Source organism: Micromonospora sp. CA-246542 (genome assembly GCF_050942905.1).
Taxonomy (GTDB): domain Bacteria; phylum Actinomycetota; class Actinomycetes; order Mycobacteriales; family Micromonosporaceae; genus Micromonospora.
Window position 1 is genome coordinate 111404 of the sequence record NZ_CP192040.1, and the last position, 26325, is coordinate 137728.

The following is a 26325-nucleotide window of genomic DNA, read 5'->3' on the forward strand; positions in this document are numbered from 1 at the left end:
GCGTACGCCTGAGCCACCCGCCGAACGGCGGGTGGCTCAGCCGCGTGCCGTGTGCCGCTGGGCGATCGGCGCTCCGCCCCGGTCCCACTGGGTCCAGGTGGCCGCGCTGCGGTGCACCGCCAGTTCGGCGGTCCGCAGTCCCTCCTCGTCCGCCGTCTCCGGGTCGAGAAACGCGGAGAGCAGCGAGACACCCGGATTGTGGGCGATCAACAGCACCACCCGAGCCGCCGGATCGGCCGTGCGGGTCAGCGACAACAACTCCTCGGGGTGGGCGTCGTACGCGCCGGGCTCGTAACGCACGCTCGGGCGGGGACCGGCCGGCCCGCCCTCCGGGGGCGAACCCGTCATTCCCATCGCCACGCCGTGCCAGGTCTGCCGGGTCCGCAGGGCGGTCGAGCAGATCACCACGTCGGGCAGCAGGTCGTGGTGGGCCAACCATGCCCCGGCCGCCGCCGCGTCGGCCTCCCCACGGGCGCTCAGCGGGCGCTGGGCGTCGTCCGTACCCTCGCTGCCCGGCTCGGCCTTCGCGTGCCGGAGCAACACCAGTGTCCGCGCCTCGGCGGGGCTGTCCGTCATGCCCACAGCTTGCCCGATTGGCGATCATCCTGCCGGGGTAAGTCCAGGGATGCCGCACCCCCTACCAACGGCCGCGGCGGGTCGTACGCCAGGTTAGAGCCGAGGAGCGAGACATGGGCATTGGTGGCAGCATCTTCCTGATCGCGCTGGGCGCGATCTTCGCATTCGCCGTGGAGGCCGACCTGGGCTGGCTGAACCTGTCCGTGGTCGGCTGGGTGCTGATGCTCGCCGGCGTCGCCGGCCTGCTCGTCACCCTCTACTTCTGGAACAGCCGCCGTCGTACCGTGGTCGCCGCGCCGGTCCGCGAGGACGTGGTGGTCGACCGGGTGGTGCCGGTCCAGGACGACCAGGTCATGCGGGAGTACCGCGAGGTGCGTCGGCCGGGCCGTCCGGTCTGACCCCTGACCCCTGACCCCTGACCGCGTGAGCCGGGGTCCCGCAGCGTGGCGGGGCCCCGGCTCACGTATGTGCGGAGCCCGGAGGTGCCGGGGCATCGGTAGCGGCCCGGTCGCCGGGCGGCGGAGGCCACTGCCGCAACCCCCTTTGCTCTGCTTCAGCGGAGGAAACACACGGTGTCCGCTTATCGGACGTCAGGTGTTTCCTGCACTGAAGCAGAGCAAAGGACGCCCGACCACCCCTGGCTCCCGCCCGCAAGCGGTCGCCACCAGCCGTTCCGTCAGCGGCTCGCCAGCCGGAGCCACTCAGGCGAACAACGCGAAGTAGATCGCGACGTGGTGGCACAGCGCGGCCACCAGCGTGCACGCGTGGAAGAACTCGTGGTGGCCGAAGACCGTCGGCCACGGGTTGGGCCGGCGCAGGGCGTAGAACACCGCGCCGACGCTGTAGATGGCACCGCCGACGATCAGCAGCACCAAGGCCGTGACACCGCCGCCGTGCAGGATGTCCGGCAGCATGGCGACCGCGACCCAGCCGAGCGCCAGGTAGAGCGGCGCCGAGACCCAGCGCGGCGCGTGCGGCCAGACGAGCTTCAGCGCCACGCCGCCGAGAGCCCCACCCCAGACCAGGGCCAGCATGATGGTGGCCTGCCGGGTGGAGAGCAGCATGGTGCAGAGCGGGGTGTACGTGCCGGCGATGAACACGAAGATCATGCAGTGGTCCATCCGGCGCATCACCTGGTAGCCGCGCTCCGACCACACTCGACGGTGGTAGAGGGCGCTGGTGCCGAACAGCCCGCAGACCGTCAGGCTATAGATGGCGCAGCTCACGAGGGGCGCCCACCCCGGGCGGCTGGCGGCGATCGAGCAGAGCACGATGCCGGCGACCAGCGCGACGAAGAAGGCGTACGTGTGTAGCCAGCCGCGCATCCGGGGCTTGCCGATGTCGACCGGCTTCAGGCGAAGCGGGGCGGAGGTGCTCACGCCCTCAGGTTACGGCACCGTAGGTTACTTTCAAGTAGTCCGACCGGTGACACGTGGCACGCGCCGATCTTGCGGTTTCGGTGGTTGAAATGAGTGGGCAGCTCCTTTTGTCGCCACAGAAAGTGCAAGATCGTGAGGGATGGAAACGACACCCGTCGGTGAAGATGGGGCGATGCGGATTCGGCCCGTTGGGGCGCACGCCCTTTTGATCGAGTTCAGCGCCACCGGCCTGACCGCGTCTGAACTCGTGGAGGCGTGGCGGGCCGAGTTGTGGCAGCGCCGCGAACACGGGGACCTGGCCGCAGTGGAGATCGTCCCCGCAGCCACCACGGTCCTACTGGACGGGCTACCAAACCCCACCGCAACCGCCGCCCTGCTGTCCCGCTGGGCACCCGAAGTCACCGCCGCCGCGAGCGCCCCCTCCCCTCCCGCCGATCTTGCACTTTCTGCGCCGACGAAACAGCCTGATCAGGTCATATCGACAACAGAAACTGCAAGATCGACGCACGAGGCCCATGGCGCGGACGTCGTCGTTCCGGTTTTGTTCGACGGGCCGGACCTGCCGGTCGTCGCCGAGCACTGGGGCGTCGACGTGCCGGCGGTGCGGCGTCGTCTGACCGACACGCCGTTTCGGGTCGCGTTCTGCGGCTTCGCCCCTGGCTTTCCCTACCTGACCGGGCTCCCCGCCGAGCTGGCGTTGCCCCGGCTGCCCACCCCACGCCCACGGGTACCGGCCGGCTCGGTCGCCCTGGCCGGCCCGTACGCCGGGATCTATCCCAGCGCGTCCCCCGGCGGATGGCTGCTGGTCGGCCGGACCGACCTGCCCCTCTTCGACGTCGACAGCGACCCGCCCGCCCGGCTCGGCCCCGGCACCCGCGTACGGATGGTGACGGCGTGACAGGTCCCGCCGAGATCGAGGTGCTGCGCGCCGGGGCGCTCACCACCGTGCAGGACCTCGGCCGGCCCGGCTGGGCGCACCTCGGCGTACCCCGCTCCGGCGCGCTCGACCCGGCCGCCCTGCGCTTCGCCAACCGGCTGGTCGGCAACGCCGAGGAGGCCGCCGGCCTGGAGATCACCCTGACCGGCTGCGCGCTGCGGCTGACCCGCGCCACCACCGTGGCCATCACCGGCGCGCCGGTGACCGTCCGGGCCGGGGACCGGGCGGGCGACACCGGACGCCCGCTCAGCCTGCCCGCCGGTACGGTGCTGCGCGTCGGCCCGGCCCGTCAGGGCGTACGGAGCTGGCTGGCCGTGGCCGGGGGCATCGACGTGCCGACGGTGCTGGGCAGCCGCTCCACCGACACCCTCGCAGGTCTCGGCCCGGCCCCACTGCGCGACGGTGACCGGCTGCCGCTCGGCGTACCGACCGGCGAACCCCCACCGGTGGACGTGACAATCGGTGCAACCCCCGCGCCGGAACTGCGTTTGGGCGTACGCCTCGGCCCCCGTGACGACTGGTTCACCCCCACCGCTCTCGACCGGCTGTTCGGCAGCGCGTACACCGTGAGCCCGGTCAGCAACCGGGTCGGCGCGCGGCTCGCCGGCGCGCCGCTGCCCCGCGCGGTGGCCGGCGAACTGCCCAGCGAGGGCATCGTGCTCGGCGCGGTGCAGGTGCCGGCGGACGGCCAACCCCTGATCTTCCTCGCGGACCATCCGACCACCGGCGGTTACCCGGTCATCGGGGTGGTCACCGACGTGACCCCGCTCGCGCAGGCCCGCCCAGGTACTACCGTCAGGTTTCATGGACCTCAACGCTGACCTGGGCGAAGGATTCGGCATCTGGCGGCTCGGCGACGACGACGCCCTGCTGGCCCTGGTGACCAGCGCCAACGTGGCCTGCGGCTTCCACGGCGGCGACCCGTCGACGATGCGACGGGTCTGCGAGGGCGCGGTGCGGCACGGGGTGGCGGTGGGCGCGCAGGTCGGCTACCGGGACCTGGCCGGCTTCGGGCGGCGGCGGATCGCGTACGACTTCACCGAGCTGCGCGACGAGATCACCTACCAGTTGGGGGCCCTGGACGCGTTCTGCCGGATCTTTCGGACCCGGGTGCGCTACCTCAAGCCGCACGGCGCGCTGTACCACGCCGCCGCCACCGACGAGTCCCAGGCAGCGGCCGTGGTCGCCGCAGTCAGCGACCACAACCCCGACCTGCCCGTGCTCTGTCTGCCCGGCTCCACGCTCGCCCAACTCGCCGTCGGCGCGGGCCTACCGGTGGTCGCCGAAGCCTTCGCCGACCGCGGCTACCTGCCCAACGGGGCGCTGGTGCCGCGCGGTACGCCCGGCGCGCTGATCAGCGACCCGGAGGAGGTGGCCACCCGGGCGGTACGGATGGCCACCGAACGGACCGTCGTGGCGGTGGACGGCACCGTGATCCCCTGCCCGGTCGAGTCGATCTGCGTCCACGGCGACACCCCGGGCGCGGTGTCCGCCACCGAGCTGGTTCGCGCCAGCCTGATCGACGCCGGAGTCACGGTGGCCCCGTTCGCCTGAGCGCCACGCACCGGGGCCGCAGCGCTACGGGCCCGCCGCGTTACGCGTCGAGGCCGCGCAGCACCAGGGGCAGCCGGGTTGTGGCGCCGTCGACCAGGCGTACCGGGACCCCCCAGTCCTGCCGGGTCAGGTGGCAGGCCGCGTGCTCGACGTCCGCGTCGCAGGTCGCCGCCTGCGCGGTCACCTGGAGCACCCCGCCGGTGACCTCGCCGTTGAGCACCAGCCGGCGGGACAGTTCGGTGCCCGTACCGCCGCCGTCGAGCAGCAGCTCCGGCGGGGACGCCGAGACGACCAGACGGGTGGACGGCCCGTACGTCTCGTCCAGCTTCTGGCCCGGGGCGGGGGTGAAGACGATGTCCAGGGTGACCTCGCCGGCCGCCACGTCGGTCGGCTTGCGCTCGGTGCGGTGCCGAGGGCCGTCCACCGTGCTCGCGCCCGCCGCCGACAGGGCGCCCGGAGCGAGCCGGGTCAGCCGGTGCGCGGCGGACTCCACCACCAGCACCTCACCGGACGGGGTGAGCACCAGGTCGCTCGGCTCGGCCAACCCGTCCGCCACTGTCGAGACCTGGTTGCTGGCCGGGTCGAAGCGGCGCACCGCGCCGTTGTAGGTGTCCGCGATCAGCACCGAGCCGTCCGGCAACGCGCACACGCCCAGCGGGTGTTGCAGCAGCGCCGACTCGGCCGGCCCGTCCACGTGCCCGAAGTCGAACAGACCCTGGCCGACGGCGGTGCCCAGCACCCCGTTCTCGACGTACCGGACGGCGCTGGTCTCGCTGTCGGCCACCCAGAGCCGGACGCCGTCCGCCGAGACGGACAGCCCCGACGGCTGCGCCATCCACGCCTCGGGCAGCGGCCCGTCCCGCAGCGCCTCCACGGTGGTGCCCGCGTACATGCCGGCGGTCCGCTTGATCGGGTCGAACCACCAGAGCTGGTGGATACCCGCCATAGCGATGATCAGCTTGTCGTCGTACCAGGCCAGGTCCCACGGGGAGGAGAGGTCCACGGCGAGCGCGTCGTGGGCGTGGTCGTCGACCGAGGCACGCCACTGCCGGCCGCTGCCGGCGACGGTGACCACCTCGCCGGACTCCAGCCGTACGCCCCGCAGCAGGTGGTTGACGGTGTCGGCGACCACCAGGTCGTAACCGGCCACCTCGGCGACGTGCGTGGGCAGCAGGCACAGGCCCTGCGGCTCGGAGAAGGTCGCCGAGCCGACCGGCCCGTCGGCTCGACCCCGCTCGCCCGAGCCGATCCGGCGTACCGGCGTTTCGCCGTCCGGGGCCACCTCGACCAGCGAGTGCCGCGCCGAGTCGGAGACCAGCAGGTTGCCGTCCGGGAGCAGCACCGCCTTGCCCGGGAACCGCAGCGCCGTCTCCGGCGCCGGCGGAGGAACGTACGGCCCGTCGCCCCGGTGCAGGGTGCCCTTCGCCTCGTGGGTGGCGATCAGCTCGTCGATCAGCCGGGCCAGCCCTTCGGCGTGACCCTCGCCGGCCATGGTGGCCACCACGTACCCCTCGGGGTCGATCACCGACAGGGTCGGCCAGGCACGGGCCGCGTACTGCTGCCACATGTCCAGCTCAGGATCATCGAGTACGGGGTGGTGCACCCCGTACCGTTCGACGGCGGCGACCAGCGCGTCGGCGTCCTTCTCATGCTCGAACTTCGGCGAGTGCACGCCGATCACGACGAGCACGTCGCCGTACTTCTCCTCCAGCGGCCGAAGCTCGTCCAGCACGTGCAGGCAGTTGATGCAGCAGAAGGTCCAGAAGTCGGCAAGAACGATCTTGCCACGCAGATCCTGGAGAGTCAGATCCTTGCCGCCGGTGTTGAGCCACTGCCGGCCCCGAAGCTCGGGTGCCCGTACGCGCGCTGTCGTTCCCATGCCTGCCAGCCTGCCACGCGGCATCGGTGCGGCCGTCGTGACCCGGACGACATCACGCGCCGGGACCACCCGGACGCGAAGCGGCGGGGTCACGGTCGCCCGTGACCCCGCCGTCGTCGGTCCTACTTGGTGGCCGGCTTCAGGCAGAGCACCCGGTTGGTGCCCTCGCCGGGCAGCACCACGTGGGGCTGCGCCGGGTCGGCGCACTTGTCCTTGGCATCCACCTTGGAGACGATCGTGAACGCGCCCGCGTCGGTGCAGGGCACCTCCGAGGCGCCCTGGCCGACCTGCTTGACGCAGGTGCCGACCGCCGGGTCGAAGGCCGGCGTGTCGTTCCCGCCACCGAACTTGCCGAGCAACATGAGCAGACCGAGCGGCACCGCCAGGATGAGCACGGCGGCGATCAGCACCGCGGCCAGCACCCGCCCGTTGCGCACCTTCGGCGTGGGCGGTTCCACCTTGGGCTCGTCGGCGTCCGGCTTGAACGAGTCGAACCGGCCCTGGTCAGATTGGCTGGCCTCCTGGCCCCAGGACGGCGTGGGCTGCGGCGGTGGGAAGGCCGGGAACTGCGCCCCCGGCGGCTGCTCGACGGCTGGTCCGAAGCCCGCAGCGCCGTTCGGCGTGGCGGTGCCGGCGGCCGGCGCGCCCGGTCCGAAGCGGTCGTCCGGACGCTCACCGCCGGACTGCGGCCGAACCCCGTTCATCGGCCGGTTGTTGCCCGGCGCGTCGACGAAGGACGGCACACCGGGCGGGAAGGCCGGCGGCGCGGCGGCGGCCGCTGCGGGCGGCTCACCGAAACCGTTCGGTGCGGACGGCGCTTCCTCGCCCCACCCGGGAAGCCCTGCCGTTCCGGCCCGTTCTGCCAGTCCGGCGGGCTCGGGCGCTCGGGTGCCTGCTGCCAGTCGGGCACGCCGGGACGACCGGCGTCCTGCTGCCAGTCCGGTACGGCCGGGCGGTCGGGCGCCTGCTGCCAGTCGGGCGCACCCGGGTGTTCGGGGCTCGGGCTGGCCTGGAACGCCGCCGGACCCGCCTGCTCCGGCTCGTCCTCGTCGGGCCGGGACGGACGGCCGTACACCCGGGGTTGGGGTGCGGCCGCGCTGGCCGGCCGCATCGCCTGGTCGGCCGGGGGCATCACGCGGCTGGCCAGGGGCACCGAAGCGCTCGCCGAGGCGCGGCCCGCCGGGCCGGCGGACGAGTCGGCGTCCGCCGCCGGTACGACCGCGCGGCCCGCCCCGGACTCCGGCGAGGTACGCGGAGCGGGCACCACGGCGGCACCCGCGGAGGCCTCCTCGCCCCGGCCCCAGCCGACCGGCTCGGCGTCGTGCTGCACGTCCGGGGTGTCCCGCTCGGGGAACGCCGGCTGCTCGGGGAGCGCGGCGAACGGCGTCGGGGGCACGTAGTCGGCCGGTGGGGCGGCGGCGAGGCTCGCACCCGGCACGCGCTGCTCCTGCGGTGGCAGCGGCACGGCGTTGGCGGGTGAGATGCCGGGCGCGGGCGCGGGCTGGTACACCGGCGGCTCGTCACCCCGGTCGGCGTCCCAACCGCCGCGGGCCTGTGCGGATGCCTCCGCCTCGGCGCGGCCCCACACCTCGCCCGCTGCCCACGGCTCGGTGTGGGCGACGCCGGGAGAGGCCGGCGCCTGGTTGTCCGGGCCGGCGGCCGCCCAGCCGGGCGTCACGTCGGTGCCGGGCACGCTGACGCTGGCCCGGGCGGTCGCGGGGCCGGCCTGCTCGGCTTGGGGCCATGCGGTCGGTTCCGGACGCTCGACGGGCTGGTCCTGGGACGGAAGCACCCAGTCCGGCTGCTGCGGACGACTCTCTGCGCCACCCCAGGCCGTCGGCTGCGGGGCCTCGTCCTGCGCGGGCCACGCACCGGCCGGGACCTGGGCCGCGCCGCGCGCTTCGGCCGGCGCCCAGCCGGGGATGCCTGTTCGGCCTGCTCGGCCGGTTGGCCCCAGGTCTGGGGCGGCTGCTCGGCCGGCGTCCACACGGGCTGGTCCTCCCGGGCGGCGGCGGCACCGACGGGCCATCCGCCCGATCCCGACGGGTCGTCCTGCTGCGCGGGTACGCCAGCGCGGCCGGCGTGCTGCGCCGGCTCGGCGTGCCACTGGGGGGCTGACGGGCTGACCGGGGCAGCGCCGGCGGCCCATCCGCCGGAGCGGGACGGGTCGTCCTGGGCGGGCCAGGCGGCGGTAGCCGGGGGCACCTGGGCGGCGCCACGCGCGGCCGGTTGGGCCTGCGCCCAGTCGGGCTGCTGCTCGGAGGCGGCGGGCCAGGCGGGGGCCGGCTGCTCGGGTGGCGTCCAGGCCTGCTGCGCGGGAGTCCACTGGGCGGTCGGGGCCGGCTCCGGAGGGCCTCCGGCGGCCCAGGCGGGCTGCGCCGGATCGCTGGGCTGCGGCGCGGCGGCAGCGCCCCATGCGGGGTTCGGTTGCTGCTCCACCTGGGTCGCCCAGGACGGGTTCGGCCGCGCGGGCGGCGGGGGTGGTGCCCAGCCCAGGTCGGGGCCGGCGGCGTTGTTGCCGTTGTCCGGCTGCGCCGGGCGGTCGCCGTACGGCGCCGGTCCGCCGGCGCCCGGTGACACCTCGTCCGGCTCCTGGCCGGGACGGTGCGGGCCCTCGGACGTCATGGGTGCGCCTCCTCCATCACATGTCGGCCGCCGGTGCCGATCGGTCTCCTCGGCATGGCTGCCGGCGTCACCGGCGTACCGCCGTGCCGGCTCCCCGCACCGTATCCGGTGGCCCCTTGGGGCGTCCAAAGGAGCACCGGTCGTCACTGCCCGTCGCCGGGTGGTGTCGAGTAGCTTCTATCGGCTCGGCGTCGGCCGGGCCGGCGGACGGCGACCGAAGCCCACCGTACCGGGCGCTGCGGCGGTGCGGAATCCCGGTGTCACGTGCCGGCGTCCCGGTGTGACGCACGGGCGGAACGCCGATGGCCCACCCGGTGGGCCGGGTGGGCCATCGATCTGGAGGAGGTGAGGAAAGTTGTGGAGCGTCAGCTCATGTGACGCTGGGCGATGACGAGAAGCTCCTCGCGCACGGCCGGCGAGTTCGCCGAGCGCAACGCGTGCTCGATGGCACGGGCGCGGCGGTTGGCGTCGCGGTGGTTGCGGATTCGCTCGATCATGCTGCTCATTGCTGGGTCCCCCTGGCTATTCGGTTGTCGGCCCCTGATGTGTCTATTCAACCGCAGAAGCCGGCCAACTTCCATCGATTATTAGGTGAGCTGAGACACCTGCCTAACAATCAAAGGTCAACAGGGCTCGACGCCGACGGTTCCTTCGCCCAACGGACACGGCCGGTGTGCCGGGCGTTAACCCGTGGCACATCGGCCGTGGCTGGCGTCTCGAACCGTCAGGTCCAGGCGAGCAGCGCCGCCTCGGGGTCCGCGAGGAAGTCGCCGATGTCGCGCAGGAACTTCGAGCCCAGCTCACCGTCGATGATTCGGTGGTCGAAGCTCAACCCCAGGGTGGTCACCTGGCGGACCTTGACCTTGCCCTTGTGCACCCAGGGCATCTCCCGCACCGCGCCGAAGGCGAGGATCGCCGACTCACCCGGCGGCAGGATCGGCGTTCCGGTGTCCACGCCGAACACCCCGACGTTGGTGATGGTCAGGGTGCCGCCGGACATGTCGGCGGGCGAGGTGCGGCCGGACTTCGCCGTCTGCACCAGACCGTTGAGCGCGTCGGCCAACTCGCGCAGCGAGAGCCGGCCGGCGTCCTTGACGTTGGGCACGATCAGGCCGCGTTCGGTCGCCGCCGCGATACCGAGGTTGACGTACTCCTTGACCACGATCTCGTCACCCGCCCAGGTCGAGTTGACCATGGGGTGACGCTTGACGGCCAGCAGCACGGCCTTCGCCACCAGCAGCAGGGGCGAGACCCGTACGTCGCGCCACTCGCGCCGGCCACGTAGGCGCTCCAACGCCCTCATCGCCCGCGTCACGTCGACGGTCAGGAACTCCGTCACGTGCGGGGCGGTGAACGCCGAGCGCGACATGTTCTCGGCGGTGAGCTTACGGACCCCCTTGACCGGGATGCGCTGCTCACGGTCCGCGCCGAAGCTCGCGGCGCTCGTCGCGGTCGAGGTGGTCGCGACCGGCTCGGCCGCCACGGCCCCGCGGGACGCCTGCTGTACGTCCTCCCGCGTGATCGAGCCCAGCGGCCCCGACCCGATCACCGCCCGCAGATCAACCCCAAGATCCTTGGCAAGCTTCCGAACCGGCGGCTTAGCCAGAACGCCTGCCCCGCCGAACCCCGCCCCGTCGCGTCGATCATGGACTCGTGGTGTCGTACTTGCGGGAGTTGGGATGTTTTTGTCACCCACCACAATTCCATGATCGACCCCAGCGGTGGTCGCGGTGGTCGCGGTCTGTGCCGGGACGGCACCCTTGCGGGGGCGGCGCTTTGCCGTTGTCGTACGGGGGCCGTAGCCGACCAGGACCGCCGTGCGGCCGCCCGGGGCGGGACCGCCGATGAGACCGGGCTCGACCATGCCCTCGGCCGGGGCCACCTCCACTGCCGCCAGCGATGCCGCCGACGGAGTGGGCAGGTCACCGGCGGGCGTGGCCGTGGTGGACGGGACGTCCAGCGGGCCGGCGCCCGGGTCGGTGTCGATCGCGATGATCGGCGTACCGACCTCGACCGTGGTGCCCTCCGGGTGGTGGATCGCCTGCACCTGTCCGGCCCACTTCGCCGGGATCTCCACCGCCGCCTTGGCCGTCTCGACCTCGACGATCGGCTGGTTCAGCTCGATGGTGTCGCCGACCTTGACCAGCCAGGCCAGGATCTCGCCCTCGGTCAGCCCTTCGCCCAGGTCGGGCAGGTTGAACGTCTTGATCCGGGACATGTCGCTCACCAGCCGAAGGTGCGGTCGACGGCGTCGAGCACCCGGTCGAGGTCGGGCAGGTACTCCTCCTCCACCCGGGCCGCCGGGTAGGGGGTGTCGAAGCCGGTGACCCGCAGCACGGGCGACTCCAGGGAGTAGAAGCACTCCTCGGTGATCCGGGCGGCCAGTTCGGCGCCCAGCCCGATGTTGGACGGCGCCTCGTGCACCACGACCGCGCGGCCGGTGCGCTTCACCGACTCGTAGACCGCGCCCAGGTCCAGCGGGGACAGCGTGCGGAGGTCGATGATCTCCAGCTCCCGGCCGTCCTCGGCGGCGGCCGTCGCGGCCTCCAGGCAGGTGCGCACCATCGGGCCGTACGCCAGCACGGTCGCGTCCGTGCCGGGCCGCACCACCCGGGCCGAGTGCAGCGGGTACGCGTCGGACAGCGGCGCGTCCAGGTCCACCTGGCCCTTCTCCCAGTAGCGCCGCTTGGGCTCCAGGAAGACGATCGGGTCGTCCGAGGCGATGGCCTGCTGGATCATCACGTACGCGTCCTGCGGGTTGGCGCAGGTCACCACCTTCAGGCCGGCGGTGTGCGCGAAGTACGCCTCCGGCGACTCGGAGTGGTGCTCGACCGCGCCGATGCCACCGCCGAACGGAATCCGGATGACCATCGGGATGCGGAGCTTGCCGCCCGAGCGGTAGTGCATCTTCGCCACCTGCGACACGATCTGGTCGTACGCCGGGTAGACGAAGCCGTCGAACTGGATCTCGCAGACCGGCCGGTAGCCACGGATGGCCAGGCCGACGGCGGTGCCGATGATGCCGGACTCGGCGAGCGGGGTGTCGATCACCCGTTGGTCGCCGAAGTCCTTCTGGAGCCCGTCGGTGATCCGGAAGACGCCGCCGAGCTTGCCGACGTCCTCGCCCATGATGACGACCTTGCTGTCGTTCTCCAGGGCGCGGCGCAGACCGGTGTTGAGGGCCTTGCCGAGGGTGAGCGTCTCCGTGGCCATCAGTGGGCGCTCCCCTCGAACGACTCCATGTAGCGGTTGAACTGCGCACGCTGCTCGTCAAGCAGCGGGGAGCCGTTGGGGTAGACGTGGTCGAACATCGTCACCGGCTCCGGGTTGGGCATGCTGAGCACCCGCTCGCGCAGGTGCACCGACTCAAGGCGGGCCTGCTCGTCGACCTCGGCGAAGAAGGCCGCGTCGGCGATCTGCTGCTTCTCCAGGAAGGTCTTGACCCGCAGGATCGGGTCCTTCGCCTGCCACGACTCCACCTCGCTGGCGATCCGGTAGCGGGTCGGATCGTCGGAGGTGGTGTGCGCGCCCATCCGGTAGGTGTACGCCTCGATCAGGCTCGGGCCCTGCCCGTGCCGCGCGTTGTCCAGCGCCGTGCGGGTGACCGCGTACGACGCCAGCACGTCGTTGCCGTCCACCCGTACGCCGGGGAAACCGAAGCCGGCGGCCCGCTGGTAGAGCGGGACACGGGTCTGCCGCTCCAGCGGCTCGGAGATCGCGTACTGGTTGTTCTGGCAGAAGAAGACCAGGGGCGCGTTGAACACGCTGGCCCAGACGAATGCCTCGTTGACGTCGCCCTGGCTGGTGGCCCCGTCACCGAAGTAGGCGATCGCGGCCTCGCCGTCGTCGGTGCCGACCTTGCCGTCCATGGTGATGCCCATGGCGTACCCGGTCGCGTGCAGGGTCTGCGCCCCGATGACGATCGTGTACATGTTGAACTTGAACTCGTTCGGGTCCCAGCCGCCCTGGTCGACGCCGCGGAACAGGCCGAGCGGCATGATCGGGTCGATGCCCCGGCAGTAGAGGACGCCGTGCTCCCGGTAGGTCGGGAAGGCCATGTCCTGGGTACGCAGGGCGCGCCCCGAGCCGACCTGCGCCGCCTCCTGGCCGAGCAGGCTGGCCCAGAGGCCCAGTTCGCCCTGCCGCTGCAACGCGGTCGCCTCGGCGTCCAGCTTGCGGACCAGCACCAGGTCGCGGTAGAGCCCGCGGTACTCCTCGTCGGTGAAGTCGACGCGGTACTCGGTGCCGTCCGGTCCGGTGGCGCTGTCGATCCGCTCGCCTTCGGGGGTGAGCAGCTGCACCAGCTCGGGGTTGCCGGCCGCGCCCTTTCTGGAGCGGGGAGCTGCCCGCCTGCTGCGGGTGGTGCCCCCGGGGTCGCCCTTTGCCATCGGTCTCTCCCTGTCGTGTCTGCGTCGGCACCGGGGGGTCACCCGGCCACGCAACTCGTGCGCCTGTCCGGCTGCTGCCGGACCGGTTCCTGGCGGCCGCGCCTAGCCCGGGTGGGGGTTGCCGCGCGGCGTGAGCCGGGTTCTGGCCGAACCCGGATCGGGAGCGCCGGCGCCGGGCCGCGCCTGCCGCGGGGGTGCGCGGAGGTCGCGGCTGCGTTGCCGTCGTGTTCCATATTCGCAGAGCAGGTGAGCGTGCCCACAGTACGCCCAGGTCGCATTCCGACCGTCTACGGTTTGCCACCCTTTGTCGCCATCATGCCGCTGCGCGTCCACCGGGTGATCCGGTGCTGATTCGTCACCGTTCGGTCAGTGCCGCGTGTCGACACGCGGTGGGTGTTGGCTGACGGACCGTAACTGGGCGAGGCTGATTCCGCAGGATCGCGCCGATCGGGTGATTAGCCGGATTAACACCGTCGCGCGGTGCCGACAGCGACCGCAGGGTCCGACGACGAGGGGTGTGCGGTGGACGAGTCAGGTGACGGGCCCGGCACACCCGTGCTCGGCCGCCACCGTTCGCCGGGCGGCTACCGCCGGGTGATCGGAGCGCACCGGGCACCCGGCGCGGGTGGCCCCTCCCGGGGATACCTGCTCACCGTCGCACTTCTGGCCGGCACCGCGTCGATGCCCGTGCTCGCGGCGATCAGCGCGGGCTCGGCCACTCCCGGCACCTCCGCGCTGCCGGACGCCGGTACACCGTTCATCCCGACCCCGTCGGTCGGACCGGTGGTCATCCCGATGCCGGTGACCAGTCCGCCGCCGCCGCCCGTGCTCCCGTCCCCCGGCAACCCCAGCGCCGGCCCGACCGCGACCACCGGCTGGCTGCCCGGCGCGCCCCGGCGTGTCCCGGACGACTCGTGGTACGGCCCGCACGTCGACGACCGGCTGCCCACCCGCCGGGTGGTGTCCGCGCCGCCGGCGCCCCGGCCCACTCGCAGCGCCCCGCCGGCCGGGCCACCGGCCAGCCCGTCGCCGGTGCCGTCGCCGACCGCGCCACCGGATCCGGACCCGACCGAGACGTCCACCCCGAGTCCGTCGCCGACCGATCCGACGACCCCCACCGCCACCGACCCGGGGACGCCCGCCACGACTGACCCGGCGACCCCCACCACGACCGAACCGGGAACCCCCACCGCCGTCCCCACCAGCACCTTCTCCGCCCCGGCGACCACAGCCCCGCCGTCGCCCACCCCACGCCCGTCCCCCGCCCCACGCCCAACCGCCACCCCACGCCCGTCCCCCGCCCCACGCCCAACCGCCACCCCACGCCCGTCCCCCGACCCACGCCCAACCGCCACCCCACGCCCGTCCCCCACCCCACCCGAGCCCACCACCGCGCCGTCACCGACGCTCGCGCCCAGTCCCACCGCCGCACCCGGGGACCCCCACGATCTTGCACTTTCTGTCCCGACATAAGACTTCGATACGGCCCATATCGACAACACAAACCGCAAGATCGGCGCGATCGTGCGGGCCCTCGCCCGGACCGACGACGTCAAGGGCTCCGGCGACCCAGCGCAGCCCATCACCCGCGGAACTCCGGTGATCAAGAGCTTTGCGTCAAGGATCGTGGTCGCGGTGACGCAAACTTCTTGATCACCGCGAGCGGCCGCGGGGGTGGGGGTGGGGGCCATTGGGTGGGTCGGGCTGGTGGTGGCGGGTCCGTCCGTCGGCGGCCGGACCCGTGCATTCGGAGGCCTTCTCGGCGGTACGGTGACGGGCAGGTGTCGCCAGGACGGCGCTGGTCAGCGGTGGCGCGTATCAGGGGGGTGGCGTGGGCGGCGGTGCGGAACCCCGCCCGGTCGCCCCTCGTCCCGGTCCGGGGCTGCGGGTCGCCCGGCTCGTCACCGAGCTGACCGCGCCGGCAGTGCTGGTGTCGCTGCTGATCATCACCGTGAGCTGGCACAGCAGTCGGGACAGCGTTCGAGGGCTGGTGTGGGGCCTGCTCGCGACGGTCTTCGTCACCGGCATCCCGTTCGCCTACATCGTCGGTGGGGTCCGCCGGGGGCGACTCACCGACCACCACATCGGCCGTCGGGAGCAGCGCCGGGTGCCCCTGCTGGTCGGACTCGGCTCGGTCACCGCCGGGCTCGCCCTGCTCGTCGTCCTCGGCGCACCACGGCCCCTGCTGGCGCTGGCGGTGGCGGGGCTGGTCGGACTGGTGGTCGCCGTGTCGGTGAGCCACTGGTGGAAGATGTCGATCCACTCGGCGGTCTCCGCCGGCACCCTGGTCATCCTGGCGCTGACCTTCGGACGCGGGCTCCTGGTCGCCGCGCCGCTGTTGGGCGTGGTCGGCTGGGCCCGGGTACGCCTGCGGGACCACACCGTCGCGCAGGTGCTCGCCGGCGGGGTGCTCGGCGCGCTGATCGCCGCGGTCGTCTTCGGTGCCCTGCGCTGAGCGCACACCCCACAGAGGCCCTGCGCTGAGCGCCCACAGAGCAGGCGAAGTCGAGCGGGCGACGCGGAGAGGCCGGCCGGGACCCGCCGTGACCCATCGGGCGGGCGGCCTGGTGCTGCCACCCGCCCGGGTGCCGTCAGGCGCCGTCGTCGGCGAGTCGGTGCCGGTTCGCCTCGATCCAGGCGTCCAGCGCGGCCGGGTCGTCCGGGTCCACGCCGTCGGCCATGAGTTGCGCGACGGCCGCCGTGGCCGGGCTACGCCGTTCGCCGGTCGAGTAGAGCCGCGCGAACTCCGGCACCATCTCCTCGATCGCCTCGTCGGTCCGCTCGGCGGCGGCCTCGGGCAGCCCGCGCTGCTGTGACGCGTACCGGGCCCAGGCGCGCAGCACCCGGGGCAGCATCGCCGCGTCGTCCATGTCGAGCACGGCACGGCGGTGCACCCAGTCGAGCAGGAAGAGCCCGGACACGGCCGGACTCCACCGCATCGGGTCGGAGTCGGGGAAGGACGCCGAGTGGTCCAGCAGCAGGCTCAGGCAGAAGTGCAGCGACGCGAGCTCGGGACCGTCGACGCTGTCGAGCCCGAACCGGGCGGCCTCCGGCGACGCCAGGAACCGCCGGACGAGGTCGGTGCGTTCGGCGGCGGACAGCGGTTCGACCTCGGCCGGGCCGGTCGGCACGGCGGCCATGGGCAGCACCGCGAGCCGGGCGCCCACGAGCGCGCGGTCGGTGGCGAGCGAGCCCTCGCCAGGCAGCTCGCCCAGGTCGTCGGTGACCGAGAGGTGACGGGCCACCTCGCCGCGCAGCCGGGACGGGTCCTCGGTGCGGAACCAGGTCAGCTCGTCGTCCGCGCACATCTGCCGGACCTGGTCCAAGATCCGTTCGGCGGGCCCGCCGACGAAGATGTCCTTGGTGATCCCGATGTTGTGGTCGACGAGGGCCACCAGCGCGTGCTCCGGGCCTCCGGCCGCGTCGTCGTACGCGAACGTGGCGAGGTAGGAGGTCTGGTCGCCGTAGACGTCGCCGTACGCCCAACTGCCGGTGAGGTGCACCCGACCGAGCTGGCTGGACCAGGCGGGGGCCTGGCTGCCGGGGCGTACCCGCTCGACGCCCTGGGCGGTCGGGACGAGCGCGGCGAAGACCTGGCGGATGGTGGTCGCCGCCGCGATCCGGCGGCGGGCGGTGGCGGCGAGGAAACCGGTGACGAACTCCCGCATGGCGGTGTCGCGGTCGGTCTCCGCGATTGCGTAGACACTGCCCAGCAGCGCGCTGCCGAGCATCTCGGCGTCGAGGGCGGACTCCAGCTTGGTCACGTCGCGTGCGGCGTGCAGCACCGCGTCGTAAGGGGTCTGAGGCGTGGCCATGCTTCGACCCTACGCCGCTCGGGGCGTACGCAGAGGCGTCAGCGGCGGGCAGCCTCACCGAGCGCGTCGCGCGCCTGCGCGTACGAGGTGAGCACGATCCGTACCGGGGCGAGCACGTACTCCTCGCCGACCTCGGCGACCCGGACCGTCAGCCGCTGCCGTGCGCGGGCCCGCGCACGTCGGGCCGCCCAGCGCACGACCGGTCGGGTCAGCGCCGCCGTCAGCAGCCCGGCCAGCAGGCCACCGAGCAGCAGCACGGTCGGCATCGGCACCTGCCCGACCATGGGGTTGTCCAGCGCGGGAAGGCCGAGCGCCCGCAGCGCGTAGCCGAGCGCCAGCCAGCCCAGGCCGACCACGGCGGCCAGGGTGACCAGCCACTGCACGCCGCCGACGACCCGCCACCACACCGGCTGGTGGTCGAGGCCGAGGTCCGTGCCGGCGATCGCGCGGTCCAGCGCGTCCGGCAGGTCGTCGAGGCGGGACCGGGCCGCGGAGGTGACCGCCGTCGGCCAGGCGGCGGGCAGGTCGCCGCCGGCCCGGTCGGCCACCGCACGGATCGCCAGGCCGAGTGCCGACCGCTGGGCGGCCGTCGGATCGGGCACCGAGGTGGCCGCCACCAGGCTTTCGGCGGGGTCGGCGTCCGCGCCGGCCGGGCCGGGCAGGTGCAGCCGGCGCAGCGGGTCGGGCCGCAGCCGCCGCCAGCCCCGGACCACCGGCCAGCCGGTGGTCGCGCCGGCCCGATGTCGGTACGCCCGCTCCACCGCCTCGCTGACCGCCGGTACTCCGGCGGCGCCGGCCAGTGCCCGGTTCAACCCGGCGACGGTCGCGTCGTCCGGGCCGCCCCGCGGCCGGGCCGAGCCGATCATCTCGTCCAGCCCGGCGACCACGGTGTCGACGTCGCCGGCCAGTCGACGCAGGGCGGCCTGCCGCTCGGCGACCGTACGCTCCAGCGCGCTGCGCAGCCCGACCATCCCGGCCGGGTCGATGGCGGTGGTGGCGAGCAGGGGTACGCCGGTCAGCCCGTCGGAGTCGAGCAGTCGGCGCAGGTCGTCCAGGACGCGGGGCAGTTCGGCCGCCGGCAGCCGGTCGGCCTGGTTGAGCACGACCAGGGTGACGTCCCGGTGCCGGTGGAACTCGCGCAGGTAGCTGTCGTGGATGACCCGGTCGGCGTACTTCTGCGGGTCGACCACCCAGACCACCTGGTCGACGAGGCCGAGCAACCGGTCCACCTCGAGGCGGTGGGACCGCTGGACCGAGTCGAAGTCGGGCAGGTCGAGCAGGATCAGGCCGTGCAGGGGCGTCTCGTCGTCGCCGTCGAGCGCGCTCTCGCGGACGAAGCGGTGCCGGGGCAGCACCCCGATCCAGTCGAGCAGCCGGTTGGCGTCCTCCAGTGGCCCCCACACGCACGCGTGCGTCACGCCGGTGGTGGGTCGGCGGACGCCGACCGGCGAGAGTTCGAGTTGGGCCAGCGCGTTGAACAGGCTGGACTTGCCGCTCCCGGTCGCGCCGGCGAGGGCGACGACGGTGTGGTCGCGGGACAGCGCGAGTCGGGTGCCGGCCCGTTCGACCAGGGTGTGCGCGGGCACCAGTTCGGCGTCGGGCAGCAGACCGTCGACGGCGGTCAGGAGGCGGCGTACGGCGTCCAAACGGGCGATCAGCCCGTCCGGGTCGATCCGCTGGTCGCCGCGGAAGGCTTCGCGTACCCGGCCGGCGATGTTGCTCATCGCGAACCCTCCTCGTCGCCGGCCGGCACGGTGCCGTCGTGGTCGGCGAGGCCGCTGCGGTGCCGGGCCAGCTCGACCCGCCCGGCAGCCTGGCGCAGCGTCTCGCCGGCCGCCTCGGCGGGCCGGGCGTCGGCGGTGCGGGTGAGGAAGCGGTCGGCCTCCGCGTCCAGCAGCGTCCGCACCCGCGCCAGGAGGTCGACCCGGGCCTTGGCGGCGAGGGTACGCACCGCCTGGTCGCCGAAGATCGCCTGGAGTACGGCCTGCGCGGCGACCGTCGTGCCGGCCCCCGTCGCCACCTCCAACCCGGTGGGGATGAACGCGGTCGAGGCGAACACGGCGATCATCACGGCCAACCCGGTGGCGTTCACCGCGTACGCGGCCGTCCGGGCCACGAAGCGCTTGTCGCCGCCCTCGACGCGGACCAGCTCCAGCACCCCGCGCTGCCAGTCCCGGACCATCCGCTCGGCGCGTTCGGGCAGGTCGCCGCTGGGGTGGGCGAGCGCCGGGTCGAGCAGATCCGCGCCGGCCGGGTGCGCCTTCCACCCGGTGTACGCGGATTCGGCGGCCTCGGACGCCACCCCGCGCAGCAGGGTGACGAGCTGCGACTCGATGGCGTTGCGCAGCTCGGCGGCGGGCGCGGGGCGGCCGGTGACGGCGGCCACCAGCCGGTCCCGGAGACGCCCGATGCGGGCCTCCAGCGTGCGGAAGAACTCGCCCGTGCCGACGAACTCCTGCCAGCGGGCCAGCACCTCGCCGCGGAGCAGCCGACCGTCCCGCAGGCCCTGCTCGACGGTCCGCTCGGCGGCGCGGTACGCCGCCCGTACCCTCTCGTCCAGCGCGTCGGCGGCGGTGACCTGCTCGTCGGCGGCGTCGGCCAGCTCCTCGACGGCGGGGTGCAGGGCGGCCAGCGCGCCGTCCAGCGTCTGCCGGACCACCGCGGCGCGGGCGTCGGCGTCGGCGGCCAGTCGGGCGAACCACTCGGCCAGCGGCGCGGTGACCCCCTCGGGCAGCAGCCCCTGACCGTCGACCCAGGTCTCCGGCAGCACGAACAGGGGGGCGCGCTCCAGGCTCTGGGCGGCGAGCATCTCGGTGAGGTGCGCGGCGATCTCGTCGCTGGCCTCGGCGGGTACGCGGTCGAGCACCATGGCGATCACGGCGCCCCGGGCGCGTGCGCTGCGGAGCAGCTCCCAGGGGACCGCGTCGGCGTACCGGGCGGCGGTGGTGACGAAGAGCCAGAGGTCGGCGGCGGCGAGCAGTTGGCTCGCGAGCGCGCGGTTGGCGTCGACCACCGAGTCGATGTCCGGCGCGTCGAGGAACGCGAGGCCCGGGGGGAGGGCCGGAGCGGTCACCAGGTGCAGGGAGCGCGGGTCGTCGCTCGGCTCGGTCGTACGCGTCAACCCGGGCAGCAGGTCGCCCTGCCGGAACCAGGTCGCGTCGGCCGGGTTGCACACCAGCACCGGGGACCGGGTGGTGGGCCGCAGCACGCCGGCGGCGCTGACCCGGGCCTTGACCAGGCTGTTGACCAGGGTCGACTTGCCCGCGCCGGTGGAGCCGCCGACGACCACGAGCAGCGGGGCGTCCAGCCGGGCCAGGCGGGGCAGCAGGTAGTCGTCGAGCTGGTCGGTGAGGGCGTGGGCGGCCTGCCGGGCGGAGCTGGCGGAGGGCAGGGCGAGCGGATAGCGGGTGGCGCCGATCGCGGCCCTCAGGCCCGACAGCGCGCCGGGGAGGCTGTCGTCCCCGGTCGTGACGGACGGCTCCTCCGCGGCGTCCGGAGGGACGGTGCGGGCGGCGACGGCGGGCGCGCCGGAACGGGTGGCGGAGTCGCCGTGCGTCGTCACCGCTAAAGCGTGCCCGACCGATGCAAGGGAAGACAACCGGACGGTAATAACGTCTGGGTTGCGTCGGGTCGGCTCAACTCGACTTGACGATTCGCGGGCGCGTGGCACTATTGAGTCAAGTTCACTCAACTTGTGGTGGGGCCCGCTGCGGGCGGCGCCCGCCGAGCAGTCACGGGCGGTGCCCGTCACCTGCACAACCTTACGAAGCGAGGAAGCGAAGATGGCACGTGCGGTCGGTATCGACCTCGGCACGACGAACTCCTGCGTCAGCGTTCTCGAGGGCGGTGAGCCCACCGTCATCGCCAACGCTGAGGGCTCGCGGACGACCCCGTCGATCGTCGCGTTCGCCCGCAACGGCGAGGTGCTCGTCGGTGAGGTCGCGAAGCGCCAGGCGGTGACCAACCCGGACCGGACGATCCGTTCGGTCAAGCGTGAGGTCGGCACGAACTGGTCCGTCGACATCGACGGCAAGAAGTACACCCCGCAGGAGATCTCGGCCCGGACCCTGATGAAGCTCAAGCGGGACGCCGAGGCGTACCTGGGCGAGCAGATCACCGACGCGGTGATCACCGTCCCGGCCTACTTCAACGACAGCCAGCGCCAGGCCACCAAGGAGGCCGGTGAGATCGCCGGCTTCAACGTGCTGCGGATCGTCAACGAGCCGACCGCGGCCGCCCTGGCGTACGGGCTGGACAAGGGCTCCAAGGAGCAGACCGTCCTGGTCTTCGACCTCGGTGGCGGCACCTTCGACGTGTCGCTGCTGGAGCTGGCCGAGGGCGTCATCGAGGTCAAGTCGACGAGCGGTGACAACCACCTCGGTGGCGACGACTGGGACCAGCGGATCATCGACCACCTGGTCAAGACGTTCCGTGGTGAGCACGGCATCGACCTCGGTCAGGACAAGATGGCCCTCCAGCGCCTCCGTGAGGCCGCCGAGAAGGCCAAGATCGAGCTGTCCGCCGCCACCACCACCAACATCAACCTGCCGTACATCACCGCCGGCTCCGCCGGCCCGCTGCACCTCGACGTGACGCTCAGCCGCGCCGAGTTCCAGCGGATGACGCAGGACCTGCTGGACCGCTGCAAGGGCCCGTTCGAGCAGGCCGTGAAGGACGCCGGGATCAAGATCTCGGACGTCGAGCACGTCATCCTCGTCGGTGGTTCGACCCGGATGCCCGCCGTGACCGACCTGGTCAAGCAGCTCACCGGCCGCGACCCCAACAAGGGCGTCAACCCGGACGAGGTCGTCGCCGTCGGCGCCGCCCTGCAGGCCGGTGTGCTCAAGGGTGAGGTCAAGGACGTCCTGCTGCTCGACGTGACCCCGCTGAGCCTGGGCATCGAGACCAAGGGCGGCATCTTCACCAAGCTCATCGAGCGCAACACCACCATCCCGACCAAGCGCTCCGAGGTGTTCACCACGGCCGACGACAACCAGCCGTCGGTGCTGATCCAGGTGTTCCAGGGCGAGCGGGAGATCGCGGCCTACAACAAGAAGCTCGGCACCTTCGAGCTGACCGGCCTCCCGCCGGCGCCGCGCGGCGTGCCGCAGATCGAGGTCGCCTTCGACATCGACGCCAACGGCATCGTCAACGTGCACGCCAAGGACCTGGGCACCGGCAAGGAACAGAAGATGACGATCACCGGCGGCTCCTCGCTGCCGAAGGACGACATCGAGCGCATGCGCCGGGACGCCGAGGAGCACGCGGAGGAGGACAAGCGTCGCCGCGACGACGCCGAGACCCGCAACGTGGCCGAGGCGCTGCAGTGGCAGACCGAGAAGTTCCTCGCCGAGAGCGGCGACAAGCTGCCCGGCGAGAACCGGGAGCAGCTCAACGAGGCGCTCGGCGAGTTGCGGGGCGCCCTGGGCGGCCAGGACATCGAGAAGATCAAGTCGGCGCACGAGAAGCTGGCGCAGGTCTCCCAGCAGGCGGGTTCGCTGCTCTACGCCCAGCAGGCCGAGCAGGGCCAGCCCGGTGGCGAGGCCGGCCCGGGTGCGACCGGCGCGACCGGTGCCACGGGTGGCGCCCAGACCGGCGGTGCGGACGACGTGGTCGACGCGGAGATCGTGGACGAGGACGGCAAGAAGTGACTGCCCACCTCCGACACGTATCCACGGCGAAGGGATGAGGTAGCCCCATGACGCAGAAGCCACGAGCCGCCGACTCGGACGACACCGGGTCGACGCCGGGTGGCTCCGCGCCCACGGAGTCGACCACCGGCGCCGAGGAGCGGGTCGTCATCCGCAACAACCGCAAGCTCAGTGACGCGACGGAGCCGGAGGGCACCGCCGCCGACGCGGAGACCGGCGTGCCGGCCGAGGGTCTGGTCGAGGACGCCGAGGTCGTGGTCGACGAGATCGAGGTCGAGGTCAACGCCACCGACGGGCCGGAACCCTCCGGTCCGCCGGTGGTGGACGCCCCGGCGCAGCCGGTGGACGGCGGCGGCACGGGGACCACGCTCGGCGCCGAGCTGGAGGCGCTCCGCGCCGACCTCGACGAGCGGACCAGGGACCTGCAGCGGGTGTCGGCGGAGTACGCCAACTACCGCAAGCGGGTCGACCGCGACCGTGCCCTGGTGCAGGAGCAGGCGACCGGCTCGGTGCTGGCCGCGCTGCTGCCGATCCTCGACGACCTGGACCGGGCACGGGAACACGGCGACCTGGTCGGGCCGTTCGGAACGGTGGCGGACCAGCTCACCGCCGCGCTGGGCAAGTTCGGCCTGACCGCCTTCGGCGAGCAGGGCGACCCGTTCGACCCGACCCGGCACGAGGCCGTCGCGCACCAGACCTCGGCCGAGGTCGGCGAGCCGACCTGCGTGCAGGTCATGCGGCGCGGCTACCAGCTCGGTGAGCGGCTGCTGCGCCCCGCGCTGGTCGCGGTCGCGGATCCGGAATAGTGCGAGACGGTGACCGGGCCGTCCCGTCCCCCGCGCTGCGGTGGACGGGGCGGCCGGGCCACGACGGTCGGAAGGGGGTGGACCGGTGAGTTCGAAGGACTGGCTCGAGAAGGACTTCTACGCCGTGCTCGGCGTGGACAAGGCCGCCTCCGCGGATGACATCAAGAAGACGTACCGCAAGCTGGCCCGGGAATCGCACCCGGATCACAATCCGGGCGACCCGAAGGCCGAGGAGCGGTTCAAGGCCGTCTCCGAGGCGTACAACGTGCTGTCGGACGCCGGCCGTCGCCGGGAGTACGACGAGATGCGATCGCTGTTCGGTTCGGGTGCGTTCCGGCGCAACGCCCGCGCCGGCGGCCAGCCGGGCGGGATGCCGTTCGACGTCTCCGACCTGTTCGGCGGCGGAGCGGGCGGCGCCGATCGCCGTTTCGGTGGTGGTGCCGGTTTCCAGGATCTGTTCAGCTCGATCTTTTCGGGCGGGCAGGCCGGTGGGCAGGCCGCGGCGCGTGGTCCGGCCCGGGGCCGGGACGTCGAGACCGAGGTGGCGCTCGACTTCGGCGACGCGGTGCGCGGGGTGACCCTGCCGCTGACGTTGCGCGCTCCCGGTGTCTGCGATACCTGTCACGGCAACGGCGCCAAGCCCGGCACCCAACCGCGTACCTGCCCGGTCTGCCACGGGGCCGGGGTGACGACCCGCAACCAGGGGTCGTTCAGCTTCTCCGAGCCGTGCGGCAACTGCCAGGGCGTCGGGACCGTGGTGGAGGAGAAGTGCCCGGAGTGCCACGGCAGCGGCGGGGTCACCAAGACCCGCACGATGAACGTGCGCTTTCCGGCCGGGGTAGCCGACGGCCAACGCATCCGGCTGGCCGGGCGCGGTGAGCCGGGCGAGCGTGGCGGCCCGGCCGGCGACCTGTTCGTGCACGTGAAGGTTCGACCGGACGAGTTGTTCGGGCGTACCGGAGACGACCTGACGTTGACGGTGCCGGTGACCTTCCCGGAGGCCGTGCTCGGCACGGACCTGCGGGTGCCCACGCTCGACGGCGCGGTGACGCTGCGGGTACCGCCGGGCACGCCCAGCGGGCGCGTGCTGCGGGCCCGGGGCAAGGGCGTGGTCCGCCGCGACGGGCAGGCCGGCGATCTGCTGGTCACCCTGGACGTGGTGGTGCCCGCCCGACTGACGGACGAGGCGCGGGCCGCGCTGGAGGCGTTCGCCGAGCAGAGTCCTCCGGCGGCGCGGGAACATCTCGACGCGCGAGTGCGTCGGGTCGGATAGTCCGGTGGGATGGACGCGGAGGTGAGCGGGATGTCGGGCGAGTTCCTCGGTTCGGGTGACCCTGCCTACGAGGCCAAGGTGCTCATGATCTCGGTGGCGGCGCGGATGGCGGGGATGCACCCGCAGACCCTGCGCCAGTACGACCGGCTGGGGCTGGTGCAGCCTGGCCGGGCGGCTGGCGGTGGTCGTCGCTACAGCGTCCGGGACGTGGTGCTGCTGCGCGAGGTGCAGCGGCTCAGTCAGGACGACGGGATCAACCTCGCCGGCGTCAAGCGGATCATCGGCTTGGAACGGCTGCTAGAGCAGGCGCAGCAGCGGGTAGCGCGGTTGGAGGCAGAGTTGGACGCCGCCTACCGCCGGGTGGCCGAGCTGGAGTCACTGGCGCGCTTCCCGGGTCGGGACCTGGTGCCGACCAACCGCACGTCCACCGCGTTGGTGGTCTGGCGTCCCCGCCGCAACACCGACCGCTGACCCCACCTACCGCTTCCTCGGCCCGGCCCGCGCTCCGATTTCCCGGCGCGGACCGGGCCGCTTCCGTTAACCTGTCGATACGGGGTCCAAACGGCTTAATTCGGGCCTACCGGCATGGCGAGGGGGAGCGATGGCGGAGCCGGCGAAGAAGGTCGCTCAGCAGACGGAGGAGCGGTTGGAGGGCCTGGCCGACACCGTCCGCGAGAAGTTCGACAAGGTCACCGAGGGAACGTTCCGCGACCGGATCAAGGAGGGGCGATTCGCCGAGCAGGGCGAGCCGACCCGACCAGAACCGGACCGCAAGCGCGACTGACCGGCGACCAACGTACGGGCCGGGACCCACGGGGGGTCCCGGCCCGTTCGTCGTGCCGTGCGGGCCGGCCCACGCCGCCCTGCCCCGCCGATCTTGCACTTTCGGTCGGTGAAAGGTTCCGCTTTGCGTAGTAAGTCGGCACAGAAAGTGCAAGATCGGCGCGAACACGGGCGGGGAGACGCGCGCGGGGCGGTCAGCCGAGGCGGCGGTTCTCGCGGACCAGGCCGCCCTCGCACCAGTCGCGGTACACGAAGAGATCCGGCCTCGCCAGCAGTACGCGGCCGTTGTGCGCCCAGATCCTCATCAGCTCGTCGCCGTCGCGCTCGGCCTGCTCCACGAGTTTGCGGAAACGGCGCTTGGGATGGGCCCGGAAGTTCGTCCGGATGCCGTCGGCGGCGTAGATGTAGAGGCAGTGCAGCGCGAAGCGCCGGGCCGGGCACGTCGGATCCATGGCCAGCTCGAAGAGCGTCAACACCAACCGGTCACCCGAGACCAGAAGGTCCCAGTCGGGTGGCATGGACGCCAACGGCACCGAATCCGGTTGGTACGCCCAAGCTCGCAACTCCGCCGGGCTCGGATCGACGGGGTTCGCGAAGCCGTGGAACGTCGACTCCTGCACGCTCACCGGCCAACCTTCCGCTCTCGCCCGCGGGTGGCA

25 protein-coding genes are annotated in these 26325 nt (G+C 73.0%); 11 read left to right on the top strand and 14 right to left on the bottom strand.

Annotated features, from left to right (window positions below; translation table 11 throughout):
• Nucleotides 1-36: 36 nt before the first annotated feature.
• Complete coding sequence (locus ACQP0N_RS00540) at nt 37-576, bottom strand: SixA phosphatase family protein (protein ID WP_433116699.1); 540 nt, start codon at nt 574-576, stop codon at nt 37-39.
• Nucleotides 577-689: 113 nt separating this feature from the next.
• Between ACQP0N_RS00540 and ACQP0N_RS00545 the strand changes: the two genes are divergently transcribed.
• A complete protein-coding gene (locus tag ACQP0N_RS00545) occupies nt 690-974 on the top strand; it encodes a DUF6458 family protein (RefSeq protein WP_355048483.1) in 285 nt (94 codons plus the stop codon).
• Nucleotides 975-1277: 303 nt separating this feature from the next.
• On the opposite strand, the gene trhA is transcribed toward ACQP0N_RS00545, so the two are convergent.
• Nucleotides 1278-1955 carry a PAQR family membrane homeostasis protein TrhA gene (trhA, locus tag ACQP0N_RS00550; RefSeq protein ID WP_357129520.1) on the bottom strand — a complete coding sequence of 226 codons (678 nt, stop codon included), beginning with the start codon at nt 1953-1955 and terminating at the stop codon, nt 1278-1280.
• Nucleotides 1956-2127: 172 nt separating this feature from the next.
• Between trhA and ACQP0N_RS00555 the strand changes: the two genes are divergently transcribed.
• Genes ACQP0N_RS00555 through ACQP0N_RS00565 form a run of 3 tightly spaced genes read left to right on the top strand, consistent with a single transcriptional unit; the run spans nt 2128 to nt 4446 of the window.
• On the top strand, nt 2128-2853 hold the full coding sequence (locus ACQP0N_RS00555; protein WP_433116701.1) for a 5-oxoprolinase subunit B family protein: 726 nt from the start codon (nt 2128-2130) through the stop codon (nt 2851-2853).
• Nucleotides 2751-3713, top strand: a complete 963-nt coding sequence (locus tag ACQP0N_RS00560; RefSeq protein WP_433116703.1) for a biotin-dependent carboxyltransferase family protein — start codon at nt 2751-2753, stop codon at nt 3711-3713. The genes ACQP0N_RS00555 and ACQP0N_RS00560 overlap by 103 nt, the downstream gene beginning before the upstream one ends.
• Nucleotides 3697-4446, top strand: coding sequence for a LamB/YcsF family protein (locus tag ACQP0N_RS00565; RefSeq protein WP_433116705.1), 750 nt, complete (start codon nt 3697-3699; stop codon nt 4444-4446). Before ACQP0N_RS00560 ends, ACQP0N_RS00565 begins: the two co-directional genes overlap by 17 nt.
• A gap of 40 nt (nt 4447-4486) precedes the next feature.
• On the opposite strand, the gene ACQP0N_RS00570 is transcribed toward ACQP0N_RS00565, so the two are convergent.
• The 3 genes from ACQP0N_RS00570 to ACQP0N_RS00580 all read right to left on the bottom strand — a co-directional run bounded on the left by ACQP0N_RS00570 (nt 4487) and on the right by ACQP0N_RS00580 (nt 8018).
• Complete coding sequence (locus ACQP0N_RS00570; RefSeq protein WP_433116707.1) at nt 4487-6325, bottom strand: NHL domain-containing thioredoxin family protein; 1839 nt, start codon at nt 6323-6325, stop codon at nt 4487-4489.
• Between the two features lie 122 nt (nt 6326-6447).
• The gene (locus tag ACQP0N_RS00575; RefSeq protein ID WP_433116708.1) at nt 6448-7029 is read right to left on the bottom strand and encodes an LppU/SCO3897 family protein; all 582 of its coding nucleotides are present in this window, start codon (nt 7027-7029) and stop codon (nt 6448-6450) included.
• Nucleotides 7026-8018 carry a hypothetical protein gene (locus ACQP0N_RS00580; protein WP_433116710.1) on the bottom strand — a complete coding sequence of 331 codons (993 nt, stop codon included), beginning with the start codon at nt 8016-8018 and terminating at the stop codon, nt 7026-7028. The genes ACQP0N_RS00575 and ACQP0N_RS00580 overlap by 4 nt, the downstream gene beginning before the upstream one ends.
• A 254-nt stretch (nt 8019-8272) precedes the next feature.
• Here ACQP0N_RS00580 and ACQP0N_RS00585 point away from each other — a divergent pair, with 254 nt between their 5' ends.
• Nucleotides 8273-8443 (top strand): hypothetical protein, encoded by a 171-nt coding sequence (locus ACQP0N_RS00585; protein WP_433116712.1) that lies wholly within the window; start codon nt 8273-8275, stop codon nt 8441-8443.
• 872 nt (nt 8444-9315) lie between these two features.
• On the opposite strand, the gene ACQP0N_RS00590 is transcribed toward ACQP0N_RS00585, so the two are convergent.
• The 5 genes from ACQP0N_RS00590 to ACQP0N_RS00610 all read right to left on the bottom strand — a co-directional run bounded on the left by ACQP0N_RS00590 (nt 9316) and on the right by ACQP0N_RS00610 (nt 14585).
• Complete coding sequence (locus tag ACQP0N_RS00590; protein ID WP_357129538.1) at nt 9316-9456, bottom strand: hypothetical protein; 141 nt, start codon at nt 9454-9456, stop codon at nt 9316-9318.
• A 218-nt stretch (nt 9457-9674) separates the two neighbouring features.
• Nucleotides 9675-11168, bottom strand: a complete 1494-nt coding sequence (locus tag ACQP0N_RS00595; RefSeq protein WP_433121337.1) for a dihydrolipoamide acetyltransferase family protein — start codon at nt 11166-11168, stop codon at nt 9675-9677.
• Between the two features lie 5 nt (nt 11169-11173).
• Entirely contained in the window at nt 11174-12163 is a 990-nt protein-coding gene (locus ACQP0N_RS00600; RefSeq protein WP_433116714.1) for an alpha-ketoacid dehydrogenase subunit beta, read from the bottom strand.
• On the bottom strand, nt 12163-13338 hold the full coding sequence (pdhA, locus tag ACQP0N_RS00605) for a pyruvate dehydrogenase (acetyl-transferring) E1 component subunit alpha (protein WP_433116715.1): 1176 nt from the start codon (nt 13336-13338) through the stop codon (nt 12163-12165). The genes ACQP0N_RS00600 and pdhA overlap by 1 nt, the downstream gene beginning before the upstream one ends.
• A gap of 584 nt (nt 13339-13922) precedes the next feature.
• Nucleotides 13923-14585: a hypothetical protein gene (locus ACQP0N_RS00610; protein ID WP_433116717.1), complete on the bottom strand. Its 663-nt coding sequence runs from the start codon at nt 14583-14585 to the stop codon at nt 13923-13925.
• Between the two features lie 584 nt (nt 14586-15169).
• On the opposite strand from ACQP0N_RS00610, the gene ACQP0N_RS00615 reads away from it, so the two are divergent.
• Nucleotides 15170-15793: a phosphoesterase PA-phosphatase gene (locus ACQP0N_RS00615; RefSeq protein ID WP_355048472.1), complete on the top strand. Its 624-nt coding sequence runs from the start codon at nt 15170-15172 to the stop codon at nt 15791-15793.
• 136 nt (nt 15794-15929) lie between these two features.
• Here ACQP0N_RS00615 and ACQP0N_RS00620 read toward each other — a convergent pair whose 3' ends face one another.
• Genes ACQP0N_RS00620 through ACQP0N_RS00630 form a run of 3 tightly spaced genes read right to left on the bottom strand, consistent with a single transcriptional unit; the run spans nt 15930 to nt 20715 of the window.
• The gene (locus tag ACQP0N_RS00620; RefSeq protein WP_433116719.1) at nt 15930-17153 is read right to left on the bottom strand and encodes a hypothetical protein; all 1224 of its coding nucleotides are present in this window, start codon (nt 17151-17153) and stop codon (nt 15930-15932) included.
• Nucleotides 17154-17191: 38 nt separating this feature from the next.
• On the bottom strand, nt 17192-18877 hold the full coding sequence (locus ACQP0N_RS00625) for a GTPase (RefSeq protein WP_433116721.1): 1686 nt from the start codon (nt 18875-18877) through the stop codon (nt 17192-17194).
• Nucleotides 18874-20715 (bottom strand): ABC transporter, encoded by a 1842-nt coding sequence (locus tag ACQP0N_RS00630; protein WP_433116723.1) that lies wholly within the window; start codon nt 20713-20715, stop codon nt 18874-18876. Before ACQP0N_RS00630 ends, ACQP0N_RS00625 begins: the two co-directional genes overlap by 4 nt.
• A gap of 220 nt (nt 20716-20935) precedes the next feature.
• On the opposite strand from ACQP0N_RS00630, the gene dnaK reads away from it, so the two are divergent.
• From dnaK to ACQP0N_RS00655, 5 genes are all read left to right on the top strand, one after another.
• Nucleotides 20936-22804 carry a molecular chaperone DnaK gene (dnaK, locus tag ACQP0N_RS00635; protein ID WP_396800780.1) on the top strand — a complete coding sequence of 623 codons (1869 nt, stop codon included), beginning with the start codon at nt 20936-20938 and terminating at the stop codon, nt 22802-22804.
• A gap of 47 nt (nt 22805-22851) precedes the next feature.
• Nucleotides 22852-23610 (top strand): nucleotide exchange factor GrpE, encoded by a 759-nt coding sequence (grpE, locus tag ACQP0N_RS00640; protein WP_396800778.1) that lies wholly within the window; start codon nt 22852-22854, stop codon nt 23608-23610.
• Between the two features lie 85 nt (nt 23611-23695).
• Entirely contained in the window at nt 23696-24883 is a 1188-nt protein-coding gene (dnaJ, locus tag ACQP0N_RS00645) for a molecular chaperone DnaJ (RefSeq protein WP_433116726.1), read from the top strand.
• A gap of 30 nt (nt 24884-24913) precedes the next feature.
• Entirely contained in the window at nt 24914-25354 is a 441-nt protein-coding gene (locus tag ACQP0N_RS00650) for a heat shock protein transcriptional repressor HspR (protein ID WP_355048782.1), read from the top strand.
• A gap of 130 nt (nt 25355-25484) precedes the next feature.
• Nucleotides 25485-25667 carry a hypothetical protein gene (locus tag ACQP0N_RS00655; RefSeq protein WP_355048465.1) on the top strand — a complete coding sequence of 61 codons (183 nt, stop codon included), beginning with the start codon at nt 25485-25487 and terminating at the stop codon, nt 25665-25667.
• 193 nt (nt 25668-25860) lie between these two features.
• Here the strand turns inward: ACQP0N_RS00655 and ACQP0N_RS00660 are convergent, their stop codons facing one another.
• Nucleotides 25861-26292, bottom strand: coding sequence for a hypothetical protein (locus ACQP0N_RS00660; RefSeq protein ID WP_355048464.1), 432 nt, complete (start codon nt 26290-26292; stop codon nt 25861-25863).
• Nucleotides 26293-26325 lie beyond the last annotated feature (33 nt).

What these genes read in the sequence shown, in the direction of transcription:
- ACQP0N_RS00570 (WP_433116707.1), bottom strand. Translation starts at nt 6,325, where the DNA reads ATGGGAACGACAGCGCGCGTACGGGCACCCGAGCTTCGGGGCCGGCAG.
- ACQP0N_RS00555 (WP_433116701.1), top strand. Translation starts at nt 2,128, where the DNA reads ATGCGGATTCGGCCCGTTGGGGCGCACGCCCTTTTGATCGAGTTCAGC.
- ACQP0N_RS00560 (WP_433116703.1), top strand. Translation starts at nt 2,751, where the DNA reads ATGGCTGCTGGTCGGCCGGACCGACCTGCCCCTCTTCGACGTCGACAG.
- ACQP0N_RS00540 (WP_433116699.1), bottom strand. Translation starts at nt 576, where the DNA reads ATGACGGACAGCCCCGCCGAGGCGCGGACACTGGTGTTGCTCCGGCAC.
- ACQP0N_RS00600 (WP_433116714.1), bottom strand. Translation starts at nt 12,163, where the DNA reads ATGGCCACGGAGACGCTCACCCTCGGCAAGGCCCTCAACACCGGTCTG.
- ACQP0N_RS00545 (WP_355048483.1), top strand. Translation starts at nt 690, where the DNA reads ATGGGCATTGGTGGCAGCATCTTCCTGATCGCGCTGGGCGCGATCTTC.
- ACQP0N_RS00625 (WP_433116721.1), bottom strand. Translation starts at nt 18,877, where the DNA reads ATGAGCAACATCGCCGGCCGGGTACGCGAAGCCTTCCGCGGCGACCAG.
- ACQP0N_RS00620 (WP_433116719.1), bottom strand. Translation starts at nt 17,153, where the DNA reads ATGGCCACGCCTCAGACCCCTTACGACGCGGTGCTGCACGCCGCACGC.
- ACQP0N_RS00655 (WP_355048465.1), top strand. Translation starts at nt 25,485, where the DNA reads ATGGCGGAGCCGGCGAAGAAGGTCGCTCAGCAGACGGAGGAGCGGTTG.
- ACQP0N_RS00590 (WP_357129538.1), bottom strand. Translation starts at nt 9,456, where the DNA reads ATGAGCAGCATGATCGAGCGAATCCGCAACCACCGCGACGCCAACCGC.
- ACQP0N_RS00650 (WP_355048782.1), top strand. Translation starts at nt 24,914, where the DNA reads ATGTCGGGCGAGTTCCTCGGTTCGGGTGACCCTGCCTACGAGGCCAAG.
- ACQP0N_RS00575 (WP_433116708.1), bottom strand. Translation starts at nt 7,029, where the DNA reads ATGAACGGGGTTCGGCCGCAGTCCGGCGGTGAGCGTCCGGACGACCGC.
- ACQP0N_RS00565 (WP_433116705.1), top strand. Translation starts at nt 3,697, where the DNA reads ATGGACCTCAACGCTGACCTGGGCGAAGGATTCGGCATCTGGCGGCTC.
- dnaK (WP_396800780.1), top strand. Translation starts at nt 20,936, where the DNA reads ATGGCACGTGCGGTCGGTATCGACCTCGGCACGACGAACTCCTGCGTC.
- ACQP0N_RS00595 (WP_433121337.1), bottom strand. Translation starts at nt 11,168, where the DNA reads ATGTCCCGGATCAAGACGTTCAACCTGCCCGACCTGGGCGAAGGGCTG.
- pdhA (WP_433116715.1), bottom strand. Translation starts at nt 13,338, where the DNA reads ATGGCAAAGGGCGACCCCGGGGGCACCACCCGCAGCAGGCGGGCAGCT.
- grpE (WP_396800778.1), top strand. Translation starts at nt 22,852, where the DNA reads ATGACGCAGAAGCCACGAGCCGCCGACTCGGACGACACCGGGTCGACG.